General features: G+C 63.4%; 10 protein-coding genes. 3 read left to right on the top strand and 7 right to left on the bottom strand.

Annotation, left to right across the window (positions count from 1 at the left end):
- Nucleotides 1–65 precede the first annotated feature (65 nt).
- The 6 genes from NKJ72_RS19925 to NKJ72_RS19900 form a co-directional block, all read right to left on the bottom strand.
- A complete protein-coding gene (locus tag NKJ72_RS19925; RefSeq protein WP_352479027.1) occupies nucleotides 66–1,241 on the bottom strand; it encodes an MFS transporter in 1,176 nt (391 codons plus the stop codon).
- A gap of 16 nt (nucleotides 1,242–1,257) precedes the next feature.
- Nucleotides 1,258–1,992: an NUDIX hydrolase gene (locus NKJ72_RS19920; RefSeq protein ID WP_352479026.1), complete on the bottom strand. Its 735-nt coding sequence runs from the start codon at nucleotides 1,990–1,992 to the stop codon at nucleotides 1,258–1,260.
- Nucleotides 1,993–2,064: 72 nt separating this feature from the next.
- Nucleotides 2,065–2,517 (bottom strand): DUF983 domain-containing protein, encoded by a 453-nt coding sequence (locus tag NKJ72_RS19915; RefSeq protein ID WP_352479025.1) that lies wholly within the window; start codon nucleotides 2,515–2,517, stop codon nucleotides 2,065–2,067.
- The gene (gene rnr, locus NKJ72_RS19910) at nucleotides 2,517–4,823 is read right to left on the bottom strand and encodes a ribonuclease R (protein WP_502901875.1); all 2,307 of its coding nucleotides are present in this window, start codon (nucleotides 4,821–4,823) and stop codon (nucleotides 2,517–2,519) included. The genes NKJ72_RS19915 and rnr overlap by 1 nt, the downstream gene beginning before the upstream one ends.
- Nucleotides 4,824–4,829: 6 nt before the next feature.
- Entirely contained in the window at nucleotides 4,830–7,445 is a 2,616-nt protein-coding gene (gene topA / locus NKJ72_RS19905) for a type I DNA topoisomerase (RefSeq protein WP_352479024.1), read from the bottom strand.
- A 446-nt stretch (nucleotides 7,446–7,891) separates the two neighbouring features.
- A complete protein-coding gene (locus NKJ72_RS19900) occupies nucleotides 7,892–8,269 on the bottom strand; it encodes a COG4315 family predicted lipoprotein (protein WP_352479023.1) in 378 nt (125 codons plus the stop codon).
- 207 nt (nucleotides 8,270–8,476) lie between these two features.
- On the opposite strand from NKJ72_RS19900, the gene NKJ72_RS19895 reads away from it, so the two are divergent.
- Complete coding sequence (locus tag NKJ72_RS19895; RefSeq protein ID WP_352479022.1) at nucleotides 8,477–9,223, top strand: cytochrome c biogenesis CcdA family protein; 747 nt, start codon at nucleotides 8,477–8,479, stop codon at nucleotides 9,221–9,223.
- 23 nt (nucleotides 9,224–9,246) lie between these two features.
- Here NKJ72_RS19895 and NKJ72_RS19890 read toward each other — a convergent pair whose 3' ends face one another.
- Nucleotides 9,247–10,140, bottom strand: coding sequence for an SDR family oxidoreductase (locus tag NKJ72_RS19890; protein WP_352479021.1), 894 nt, complete (start codon nucleotides 10,138–10,140; stop codon nucleotides 9,247–9,249).
- Nucleotides 10,141–10,269: 129 nt separating this feature from the next.
- Here NKJ72_RS19890 and NKJ72_RS19885 point away from each other — a divergent pair, with 129 nt between their 5' ends.
- Nucleotides 10,270–11,217: an AraC family transcriptional regulator gene (locus tag NKJ72_RS19885; RefSeq protein ID WP_352479020.1), complete on the top strand. Its 948-nt coding sequence runs from the start codon at nucleotides 10,270–10,272 to the stop codon at nucleotides 11,215–11,217.
- Between the two features lie 130 nt (nucleotides 11,218–11,347).
- A complete protein-coding gene (gene glmU, locus NKJ72_RS19880; protein ID WP_352479019.1) occupies nucleotides 11,348–12,709 on the top strand; it encodes a bifunctional UDP-N-acetylglucosamine diphosphorylase/glucosamine-1-phosphate N-acetyltransferase GlmU in 1,362 nt (453 codons plus the stop codon).
- The last annotated feature ends 99 nt before the right edge of the window (nucleotides 12,710–12,808 follow it).

Genomic DNA, 12,808 nt, shown 5'->3' with positions numbered 1-12,808 from the left:
CCCTCCTGACATGGTTATGTCAGTAGTTGGTCAGCAGTGGGAGCGCTGTCGGAAGCTGGACCGACTCAGAGGATTTTGCGGAGCAGCCTGGTGCCGACCAGCACGATATAGCAGGCGAAGAACAGGCCGAGCGCCCAACCGAAGCCCGACGGCCCGAAAGCGTCCATGCCGATGCCGATTGCCTGCGGGCCAAGCACCATGCCGACGCCGTAGCAGAGCACGAAGGCGGCGTTGGCGGAGGCCAATTCATGGCCGGAAAGCTGCGAGCCGAGATGCGCCAGGCCGATTGTGTACATGGCAGCGACCACACCGCCCCAGACGAACAGAAGCGCTGCCATCATATGCCAGTTCTGCGCGAAGAACGGCATGAAGATTGTGCCGGCAAGCCCGACGGTGGCACAAGCCATCAGCAAATAGCGGCGGTCGCTGACGCGGTCGCTGATCATGCCGATCGGGATCTGCAACAGCACGTTGCCGAGGCCGATCATGGTGAGCAAAAGGGCTGCGTCCGCCTCTGAGTAGCCGATGCGGCTACCATAGACGGGGAACAGCGCAAAGCCGCCGGTCTCGACCGCGCCGAACACCAGCACGGCGGCGGTCGCCGTCGGCACCAGCCAGATATAACGCAGGAAATTGCTGGTTTCGCCGTCCGAGACGATCGTCGGGCTCTCGTTGCGTGCCGCCAGCACCGGTACGGCAGCCAGCGTAACCAGCGCGATGGTGACGCCGAAAGGGAGGAAACCGCTGCTGCCAAGGTGGGCGAACAGCCAAGGCCCGGCGGCAAAGCCGAGAGACAGCACGGTGGCATAGATGCCGAGGACCAGTCCGCGCCGGTGTGGTGGCGCCGAGGTGCTGATCCAGAATTCCGACAGGATGAACAGCACCGTCAGCGCGATATGCAGCAGGACCCGCAGCGGAAACCACATCCAGAAAGCTGGCGCGAAATGGAAACCGACAAAGGCCAGCGCTCCGGCCGCAATCATGGCAAGCATTGTCCAGGCGACCCCGAACCGCATGGCAAGCGGAGTGGCGAGCGGTGCGCCGGCGATCGAGGCGAGGCCGGCGACCGCGGTGTTGAGGCCGATCATCGACGCGGAGTGGCCGCGCGTTTCAAGAATCACGCTGAGCAGCGGCATGCCGAGGCCGATGGCAATGCCGACGACGCTGATCGACGAGATCGCCGCGACCATCGGCAGCCAGTGTACGCGTTCCTTGCCCTGCGGCTGGATGTCGACTGTCATGGAATGCCTGGCTGCTCTAGAGAATTTCGCGGACGAAGCGATTGCGGACAAGCCGGTAGAACGGCACGCGACCGCCGGGGCTCAGCAGCGGATCCTGGGCGAGGCGGGTTTCCAGTCCCTCCAGGACCGTGCGCGTGATGTCTGGGATATCTGCTTCCCTGGCCTTGGCCAGCGGCAGCCAAACGACGTCCTCCAATTCGTTGGTCGGACCGCCATCCGGCAGTTCCACGGCGACATCGTCGCGCCATGCGGCGAGAAAGCGCGTATCGAACCGGCGCACCCGGTTGGGCGGGGTGATGGCGCGTGCGACGAAGCGCAGCGCTCGCAGTGATGGGATGACGCCGTGCTCGACAAAACCCTGCCAGTCGCGCTTGGCGGTTGCGAAGACCCCTTTTTGGCCGATCAGCAGGCCGGCCTCCTCATAGGTTTCGCGGATTGCCGACAGGGCAATGGCGCGGGCGCGGGCCGGGCTGGTGCGGCCGATACCAGCGGTCAATCTCGCTTCTTCGTCGCGATGAAGTGCGGTGGCTGTCGGGACGTGGCTGTCGGCCGGATCGGTGCGGCCGCCCGGAAATACGAATTTTCCCGGCATGAAGGCATGACGGGCGTGGCGGCGGCCCATCAGCACCAGGAACTCGTCGCCCTTGCGGTCGAGCAGGATCAGCGTCGCGGCGTCGCGCGGGCGTATAGGCTTGGCGTCGAGCGGGACCCGCTCGACCTTGTCGACTTCCGCCTTGGTCACAACGTCCATGCGCTCGACCTAGCGGAATCTTCTCCGATGCGAAAGTGGCGTCCAGCCATGCCGATTGCGCCAGCCTCGGTTTCAAGCCTCGGGATGCGACTCGATCAGATCTTCGTCACCGCCAAAGCCGTGCATATAAAACGCCCATTGCAAGCCGATGACAGCGCCCTTGACTGGCTGCAGCAGGACGACGGCGAGAATGATGGTCAATGGCACCCAGATGGCGATGTGCTGCCAGGTCGACAGCGTCGAAGTCGCCTCGACACCCATGAAAGCGCCAAGCACGATGTGGCCGACAATGACCACCACAAGATAGGCCGGCAGGTCGTCGGCGCGATGGTGGTGGAGCTCCTCGCCGCAATGATCGCATTTGTCGACGGTCTTGACGAAGGCGCGAAACAGCTTGCCCTCGCCGCAATGCGGGCAGCGGCCGAGCATCCCGCGCTTCATTGCCGTCCATAGCGGCCGGGCGGTCCGGCCCGAGTGATGTTCGCCGCCGAAAACCCGTTCTTCCATCTGCAGTTCTGTTGGCATTACCGTCTCCTGCCGCGCGAGCCTGGACGCGATTGCGACGCGCGGGCGCGGCCTTTGGCCTTGTGGAACGACCGTTTGGAGCCGGGCAGCGGCTTTGGCTCGGTCAGCATCTCGAAACGCATCGCGCCGGCCATCGGCGCCACCTCGATCAGGCGAACCTCGACGCGATCAGCAAGCTGATAGCCCTTGCCGGTGCGTTCTCCGAAAAGCGATCGAGCAGTTTCGTCGTATATATAGTAGTCGCCGCCCAGGGTTGAAACCGGAATGAAGCCATCCGCGCCATACTGCGGCAATTGGACAAACAGGCCCGATTTGGTGACGCCCGAGATGCGGGCGTCGAAACGGTCGTCGATGCGCTCGGCGAGATAGGCGGCGATCAGCCGGTCGACCGTGTCGCGCTCGGCGGCCATCGCGCGCCGCTCGGTCGCCGAGATCAGCGCCGAGACCTCTTCGAGCCGTTCCGCCTCGTCCTGCGTCAGGCCGCCCGGACCAAGGCCGAGTGCGGCGATCAGCCCACGATGCACGATCAGGTCGGCATATCTGCGGATCGGCGAGGTGAAATGCGCGTAGCGCTTCAGGTTGAGGCCGAAATGGCCGATATTGGCAGGCGAATATTCGGCCTGGCTCTGCGAGCGCAGCACCACTTCGTTGACAAGTCCCTCATTGTCGGCGCCGCGCACGCGAGCGAGGATGCCGTTGAACTGGTTCGGCCGCATCTGCGCGCCGCGCGCCAGCGACAGGCCGAGCGTCTGCAGGAATTCACGCAGCGATTCCTGCTTGGCGAGCGAAGGCGCATCGTGGATGCGGTAGACCAGCGCCTGCCGCTTCGCCTCGAGTGTCTCGGCGGCGGCGACATTGGCCTGGATCATGAACTCTTCGATCAGCTTGTGCGCGTCGAGCCGCTCCGGCACGATGACCTTGTCGACGGTGCCGTCCTGCTTGAGCAGGATCTTGCGCTCGGGCAGATCGAGTTCAAGCGGCTGGCGCGTGTCGCGGCCGCGCTTCAGGATCCCGTAGGCGTCCCATAGCGGCTTCAGCACCGCATCGAGGATCGGGCCAGTCGTGTCGTCCGGTGCGCCGTCGATTGCCGCTTGCGCCTGCTGATAGGCTAGTTTCGCCGCCGACTTCATCATGACGCGGTGGAACGAGTGTCTGAGTTTGTGGCCGTCGGCCGAAAAAGTCATACGCACCGCTATCGCCGGACGATCCTGGCCCTCGCGCAGTGAACAGAGGTCGTTCGAGATGCGCTCCGGCAGCATCGGCACGACGCGGTCGGGGAAATAGACAGAATTGCCGCGCTTCAGCGCTTCGCGATCGAGCGCCGTGCCATAGCGCACGTATGCAGCGACATCGGCAATGGCGACGGTGACAACCACGCCGCCGGCGTTCTTCTCGTCGGTGTCGGGCATGGCGAACACCGCGTCATCATGATCCTTGGCGTCGGCCGGATCGATGGTGAGCAGCGGCAGCTCGCGCCAATCCTCGCGGCCGGCAAGCGTGGCAGGCTTGACCGCCTCCGCCTCGGCGATGACGTCGGCGGGAAAAATATGCGGAATGTCGTGTGCGTGAATGGCGATCATCGAGACCGCCTTTTCGCTGGTCAGCGAGCCCAACACCGCCAGAACCTTGGCTCTCGGCAGCCCGTAGCGGGAGGCCCGCGCCGGCTCGACCTCGACCAGGTCGCCGTTCTTGGCGCCGTTCTGGAATTCCTTGTCGACGACCAGCTCGGGCTGGCGCCTTTCCACCGGCTCGATGCGGAACGTGCCGTCCTTCAGTACGCGAAAAACGCCGAGAACCGCATCGGTGCGCTTCTCGAATATCTTCATAACCCGGCCGGTATAGGCGGGGCCTGCCGGATCGTCGGTCGGAAAGGTCTTGGCCAGCACGCGGTCGCCGATACCAGGCGTCGGCCCATTGCCGCCGCGCGACACGCGGATCGCTATGACCGGAGGTTCGCCATTGCCGATCGCTTCGGTCGGGTGCGCCAGCAGCACACCATCGTCGTCACGGCCGAAGATGTCGAGCACCGCGACGTGGGGCAGGGCGCCGACACGGGCGAGCCGATTGCGCTCCTTGGTCAGCAGGCCTTCATCCTGCAGGTCGCGCAAGACGTCCTTCAGCCAGATACGGTCTTCGCCGCGTAGCGCAAACGCCTTGGCGATGTCGCGTTTTCCGGCGCGGTCCGGATTTTCGGCGATGTAACGCAGTATCTCGTCGCGTGACGGCCGGTAATTGTCCCTGACCTTGGCGCGGGTATCGGCGGTGCGCAGATCGCCGTGGCTTCTTCCGGAGACTTTGCGCGCCAACCCGTCCTATCCCTTTTTCCTGGCCGCCGGTTTTTTGGCTGCAGCCGGTTTCTTGGCAGGCGCTGCCGCTTTGCGGAAGGGCTTCCTGGCGCCATTGCCGCCCTTGGCTTCCTTTTCCGCAATGAGCGCCACGGCATCGTCGATCGTCACCGATTGCGGATCCTTGCCCTTCGGCAGCGTCGCATTGACCTTGCCGAAATTCACATAAGGCCCGTATTTGCCGTCGCGCACGACGATCTTGCCGCCTCCGGCAGGATGCTCGCCAAGTTCCTTGAGCGCAGCGGCTGTGCCGCCATTGCGGCCGCCTTTGCCCTTCAATTGCTTCTCGGCGATCACCGAGACGGCGCGGTTGAGGCCGATCGAGAACACGTCCTCGATGCTGTCGAGATTGGCGTAGGTGCCGTCATGCAGCACGAACGGCCCGTAGCGCCCCAGCCCTGCCGAAATCATCTTGCCGGATTCCGGATGCTTGCCGACGTCGCGCGGCAGCGACAACAAGGCGAGCGCCTTTTCATGATCGATCGAATCGGCAGTCCAGCCCTTGGGCAGGCTGGAGCGCTTGGCATCCTTACCGTCGCCGCGCTGGACATAGGGGCCGAACCGGCCATTGCGCAGCGTGATCTCCTCGGCGGTATAGGGGTCCTTGCCGAGCAATTTGGTGCCGTCTTCGCCACCGCCGTTCTCGCCATTGGGATTGGCGGCGTCGCCAAGCTGGCGGGTAAAGGAGCATTCGGGATAGTTCGAACAGCCGACGAAGGCGCCGAACTTGCCGAGCTTCAACGACAGGTTGCCGGTGCCGCATTTCGGACAGATGCGCGGGTTCGAACCGTCTTCGCGCGCGGGAAACACCAGCGGCGCCAGTTCCTCGTTCAACGCATCGAGGACGTCGGTGACCCGCAGCTCCTTGATGTCGGCGACGGCGCCGGAAAAATCCTTCCAGAAGTCGCGCAGCACGTCCTTCCAGGCGAGCTTGCCGTCGGAGATTTCATCGAGTTTCTCCTCGAGCGATGCGGTGAAATCGTACTCGACATAACGCTCGAAGAAGCTTTCGAGGAAGGCTGACAATAGCCGGCCCTTGGCCTGTGGCACCAGCTTGCGCCTGTCGATGGCGACGTAATCGCGATCCTCGAGCGTCTTCAGGATCGCCGTATAAGTCGACGGCCGGCCGATGCCCAGCTCTTCCAGCTTCTTGATCAGCGAAGCTTCCGAATAACGCGGCGGCGGCTCGGTGGTGTGCTGGGTGGCGTTGATCGCCTCGCGTGTGAGCTGCTCGCCGGCACGGATCTCGGGCAGGCGGCGGCTTTCCTCGTCTTCCGAATCTTCTTCCTTTTGCTCGATGTAGGCAGCAAGGAAGCCGTCGAAACGAACAACGGAGCCGACAGCACGAAGCTCGGCGGTACGCGAACCGTTGATGGCCTCGATCTCGACCGTGGTGCGCTCTATCTCGGCCGGCTGCATCTGGCTGGCGATGGCGCGTTTCCAGATCATCTCGTAAAGCCGCGCTTGGTCGGCGTCGAGATACTGCCTGACGGAAGCCGGCGTGCGCATGAAATCGGTCGGACGGATCGCTTCGTGCGCCTCCTGGGCATTCTTGGCCTTGGCGGAATAGTAGCGCGCCTTTTCAGGCAGGTATTTGGCACCGAATTCCTTGGTGATCGCATCGCGTGCGGCAGAGATCGCCTCCGGTGCCATCTGCACGCCGTCGGTCCGCATATAGGTGATCAGGCCGGTGGTCTCACCGCCGATCTCCATGCCCTCATAGAGCCGCTGCGCCACCTGCATGGTGCGGTTGGCCGAAAAGCCGAGACCCGACGAGGCTGCCTGCTGCAGCGTCGAAGTGGTGAAGGGCGGCCCGGGATTGCGCTTGGTCGGCTTGGCTTCGACCGACGCCGCCTTGAAGCTGGCGCCTTCGAGCATCGCCTTGATGTCGTCGGCCTGCACCTTGTTGGAAATGTCGAGCTTTTGCAGCTTCTTGCGCTCGAAGGTGGTCAGCCGCGCCTCGAAATTTTCCTTGCGCGGCGTGCCGAGAATGGCGGCGACCTGCCAGTATTCCTCGCGGACGAAGCGCTCGATCTCGGATTCGCGGTCGCAGACCAGACGCAGCGCCACCGACTGGACACGGCCGGCGGACCGGGCGCCGGGCAGCTTGCGCCACAGCACGGGCGACAGCGTGAAGCCGACCAGATAGTCGAGCGCACGGCGGGCGAGATAGGCATCGACCAGCGGCGCATCGATCTGGCGCGGATTGGCCATCGCCTCCAGCACCGACGCCTTGGTAATGGCGTTGAAGACGACGCGGCTGACCGGCTTGTCCTTCAACGCGCGCTTTTGCTTCAGCACTTCCAGGACATGCCAGGAGATCGCTTCGCCCTCGCGGTCCGGATCGGTGGCGAGGATCAGCCCGTCGGCGTCCTTGACCGCCTTGGCGATATCGGCGAGACGCTTTCCAGACGCGGTGTCGACGGCCCAGGACATGGCAAAGTCCTCATCCGGACGCACCGAGCCATCCTTGGCCGGCAGATCGCGGACATGGCCGAACGAAGCCAGAACCTTGTAGTTCTTGCCGAGGTACTTGTTGATTGTCTTCGCCTTGGCCGGCGATTCGACGACGACGACGTCCATACGGTCTCATATCAGTTGTGATGCGGCAGAAGAATTCCGCTGCGCGCGACGAAATCTCGTTCAATGTGTCGCTCACATGGCCGCGCTTTTGCATCCGGTCAAGGCCAAGCAGTCAAAATGCGGCCCTGCACCGAATGCGCAACCCAGCGGCGCGCCATGCGATTTCCGCAATCCTGGACAAGGGAAATGAGCAGCCTATCGCTGGACAAACCCGGCAATTGATCCTGGAGAACGGGACAAACTCTCCCGCGGATATAAGAGAAACATCGAGCACGCGCCAGCCCCGCTTGAACAGATGCTGTGAAGCGCGCAATCGGTAGCCCGGCATTTGCCCGGATAGTTGCAAGGAACTGGCGTGCTGAAAAGTTGGCCGCCGGGGCGGTTGGGTCAAGCTCCTAGCGACCAGCCGTGTTACCGCCTGTTACAGCGGATCAGAAGCTCAAGGCTTAGTCGGCCTTGGCGATATGCCAGGCGCCGCCGACACCCTCGCCGGTGACGTCGCCGGCCTTCTTGTCCTTGATGAACGTGTAGAGCGGCTTGCCTTCGTAGGCCCACATCCTGGTGCCGTCGGTGCGGTCGACGATCGTCCATTCGCCCTCGGCCTTGGCGTTGGCGTCAGCCTTCAGCGGCGGCCAATTGGCGGCGCATTTGTCGTAACAGTTCGACTTGCCGGCCTCGTCCTTGTCGTAGGTGTAGAGCGTCATGCCGCTGGCGTCGGTGTAGATCTTGGTGCCGCCGACCTCCGCTTCCTTCCACGCCTCGGCGGCGAAGGATCCGGCAGTGCCGAGCAAAAGCGCCGCCATGCCAATTGCGATTGTTTTCATGGACCTCTCCCTGAATGTTCGAAAAGCGCGCGGAACCGCGGCTTCTTCTGGTCAACGCTGCCCGGCTGCCCTTTCTTCCCGCACTGTTTTCCATTGATCCAGGCGACGGCGTCGACTTGCTACCCAATGTGATGGGGGCCACGCGATGGTGATTGGCGGACGGACGTTGTCGCGGCTATATGGCTGTGCAGTCATCTGGAGACGGAAATGGCGTTGGACGTCGGCTATGTCAGTGCGATCGGGGCGGGAGCAATTTCGTTCCTGTCCCCCTGCGTGCTGCCACTGGTGCCGCCTTACCTGTGCTATATGGCCGGCGTGTCCGTCGACGATTTCCGCGGCGAGGCCGGCATTACGGCAAAGGCCGGTGCGCGAGGCGCGCTGGTTAATTCCTCCATCGCCTTCGTGCTCGGCTTCTCGACCGTCTTCGTCGCGCTCGGCGCTGGCGCCTCGACCATCGGCCATTTGTTACGGGTCTGGCAGGAGCCGCTGGCAATGGCGGCCGGTGTGCTGATCATCCTGATGGGGCTGAATTTCCTCGGCGTACTGCGTATCCCTTTGCTTTCACGCGAGGCGCGCTTCCAGTCACAAGGCAAGCCGGCCAGCCTGATCGCCGCTTACGTCATGGGCTTGGCCTTCGCCTTTGGCTGGACGCCCTGTATCGGCCCGGTGCTGGGGCCGATCCTGACGCTCGCCGGCGGTCGCGAGACGGTGGGCGAGGGCGCGCTGCTGCTTGCCGCCTACTCGCTCGGCCTCGGTATCCCGTTCCTGATCGCTGCGCTGTTTTCCGGCGCCTTCATGCGCTTTCTCTCGAAATTCCGCGTCCATCTCGGCCGCGTCGAAAAAGCCATCGGCGCGCTGTTGGTGGTCGCCGGCGTGTTTTTCCTGACCGGCGGCGTGCAGACGATGTCATATTGGCTGCTCGAGAATTTTCCGGTGCTGGGGCAATTGGGCTAGGTTTGCCGCCCGACGTGGTCTGTTCAGCCTTCGAAATAGCCCGGCTGGTCGATATCAGCGATCAGCCCAGGTCCGCTCGGCTGCCACCCCAGCAGCGCCTGGGTCCGTTCGCTTGAGGTCGGGACATCCATCGCCGCGAACATCGCGAACCAGCCAAAATGATCGGCGGCTTCTTCGGCGGACTTGGCGAGGACCGGCACGTTCAGGCGCCGGCCGATCACGCCGGCGATGTCCTTGAACGGCACGCCTTCTTCGGCGATCGCGTGATATCGCGCGCCACCGGCTCCATGCTCGAGCGCAAGGCGGTAGACGCGGGCGGCATCGAACCGATGCACGGCAGGCCAGCGATTGAGCCCTTCGCCGATATAGGCCGACACGCCCTTCTTGCGAGCGAGGTCGATGAGAATAGGAACAAAGGCGTGGTCGCCCTGGCCATGGACCGACGGAGGAAGGCGGACAACCGATGCGCGCACCCCGCGTGCCGCCAGCGCGGCGGCTGTCGCTTCGGAGGCGCGGGGATATGAAGCGGAAGAGGGGACAGGCGCATCTTCCTCGGTCGCGATACGGCCCCGCGCCTGGAGCGCGGTCCCCGAGGTGACGAGCAGGAGGCGCTCGGAGCCTTCGAGTGCTCCGCCCATCACCTCGATGGCACGCCGGTCCATCTCGCAGTTTTGCGCGAACTTCGAGAAGTCATGGTTGAAGCCGGTGTGGATAACCGCATCGGCGGCTGCCGCGCCCCTGCGCAGGCTCTCCACGTCTTCGAGGTCGCCTCGATGCATCTCGGCTCCAGTGGCGGCGAGCGACTTGGCCGATGCCTCCGAGCGGGCGAGGCCGAGCACCTGATGGCCGGCGCCGATGAGTTCTTGAACGACGGCAGAACCGACGAATCCGGTCGCTCCGGTAACGAAAACACGCATCACGACTTGTCCTTGTTCGTTTCTGACCACGACCATTTTCGCGGCCCGGTGACGTAGTGATAGGCGCTTGAGGAAATACGATCTATGCGGTAAAGTCCGTATTATCTTCGCAATCGTCCGGAATGACACGTGGATCCTCTTTCAGATGTGCTCTCGCTGCTGAAGCCGCGAAACTATATGTCGGCCGGCTTCGATGCAGGTGGTGAATGGTCGATCCAGTTCCCCGACCAGCAGCAAAGCATCAAGACCGGAGCGGTGGTCTCCGGCCGGTGCTGGCTGTCAGTAGAGGGCGTTGCCGACGCAGTGCGCCTTGAGACGGGGGACTGCTTCCTGTTGCCGAGTGGGCGGCCTTTCCGCCTTGCAAGCGACATGAGTTTGTCGCCTGTTGAAGCCATCAAGATTTTTCCGCCTGCGCGAGCCGGCGGTGTCGTGACCCACAATGGCGGCGGTGATTTCTTTCTGGTCAGCAGCCGCTTCGCGCTTGGCGGCAATCATGCCGGCATCCTGTTGCGGATGCTGCCAGCCATTGTGCATATCCGCAAAGAGTCGGACCAGTCGGCGCTGCGCTGGTCGGTGGAGCGGATGATGCAGGAGCTGCGCGAGCCGCAGCCGGGCGGCTTTCTGGTGATCCAGCACCTCGCCCACATGATGCTGGTTCAGGCGCTGCGGCTGCATCTTTCGGAAGGATTGAAAGGCGGCATCGGCTGGCTCTTTGCTCTCGCGGACAAACAGATCGGCGCGGCGATCAGCGCCATGCATGACGATCCGGCGCATGGCTGGACGTTACAGGAACTGGCGGAACGGGCCGGCATGTCGCGATCGACCTTTGCGCTCAGATTCAAGGAGACGGTCGGCGCGTCGCCGATGGACTATTTGACGCGCTGGCGAATGCTGCTGGCCGGGGATCGGCTGACGAATTCCAGCGATCCCGTCGCAGTCATCGCGCTGTCGCTCGGCTACGAATCCGAAAGCGCCTTCAGCACTGCTTTCAAGCGGGTCATGAACTGTTCGCCACGGCAATACGGCCGTGGCCGAGCCCCCAGCTCCGCATCACGCAACGAGGCGGAAGCCGCCTGAGCCGATCGGCCTGAGCGTGCCGCGGGCTGGAGGTTCCACCGTCTCACCGGAATTTAACCGCATTGGTGCAGCATGGCGCCGGTGCTACTAACGCTCCGATTCCAGATCCCTTTCAACGGTTGCTGTCCCCATGAGCCAGAGATCCTGCCTGTCCATCATCCTCGCTGCCGGCGAAGGCACGCGCATGAAGAGTGCCGTGCCGAAAGTGCTGCACACAATCGCCGGCCTGCCAATGGTTGCCCATGTCGTCAAGGCGGCCGAAGCCGCCGGCAGCGGCGATCTGGCGCTGGTGATCGGCCATGGCGCCGATGACATGCGCAAGGCCGCACTCAAGTTTGCGCCCAAGGCCGAAGCTTTCGTCCAGGAGAAACGTCTCGGCACCGCGCACGCCGTGCTTGCCGCGCGCGCAGCAATATCAAAGGGGTATGACGACATCCTGGTGATGTTTGGCGACACGCCGTTGATCGATCCGGAAGCGCTCGCGGCGGCGCGGCTGAAGCTGGCCGAAGGTGCGGCCGTCGTCGTGGTCGGCTTCCGTACGGAAAATCCTTCGGGCTACGGCCGGCTTATCGAAAAGGCCGGCAAGCTCGTGGCCATCCGCGAGGAGAAGGACTGCTCGGACGAGGAGAAGAAAATCACCTTCTGCAATGGCGGGCTGATGGCGGTCGCCGGCAGGCACGCGCTGAAGCTGCTCGATCAAGTCGGCAGCAAGAACGCCAAGGGTGAGTATTATCTCACCGACATCGTCGAGATCGCCGCTGCGCAGGGACTTGATGTCGTAGCCACCGAAGCCAGTTTCGAGAATGCGCTCGGCATCAACAACCGTGCCGAGCTTGCCCAGGCGGAAGGTATCTGGCAGGCGCGTCGACGGCAGGAAGCGATGCTTTCCGGGGTGACACTGGTTGCGCCCGAAACCGTGTTCTTCTCGCACGACACCGAGATCGGCGCCGACACGATTGTCGAGCCCAATGTTTGGTTCGGCCCAGGCGTGAAAATCGCGACGGGCGCCAAGATCCATGCCTTCAGCCATATCGAAGGCGCCACCATCGCGTCGAATTGCGATGTCGGGCCGTTCGCGCGGCTGCGGCCCGGGGCCGATCTGAGAAACAAGGCCAAGGTCGGCAATTTCTGCGAGGTGAAGCAGGCGATCGTCGAGGAGGGCGCGAAGGTCAACCATCTGACCTATGTCGGCGATGCCCGCATCGGCGCAGGCGCCAATATTGGCGCCGGCACCATCACGTGCAATTATGACGGTTATTCGAAATTCTTCACCGATATCGGCGAGGGTGCCTTCATCGGCTCGAACTCTTCGCTGGTGGCACCGGTGTCGATCGGCAAGGGCGGCTACATCGCCTCGGGCAGCGTCATTACCGAAAGCGTACCCGACGATGCGCTGGCCTTCGGCCGCGCCCGTCAGCGGACTCTGCCCGGCAAGGGCAAGGAGTTGCGCGAACGGTTTGCTTCGGCGGCGGCGGCCCGTAAAAAAGTGTAGGCGCGACGAGCGGGATCATGTCTTTGACTGATTTCTGGAGCCGTTGGGCCGAAATAGGATACAGAAGCGGAGAAACTGAGCAATTGCAGTAACCGGATT

The organism is Mesorhizobium sp. M0045 (assembly GCF_040323385.1).
Classification (GTDB): Bacteria; Pseudomonadota; Alphaproteobacteria; order Rhizobiales; family Rhizobiaceae; genus Mesorhizobium.
This window is presented reverse-complemented; position numbering and strand designations above follow the sequence as displayed.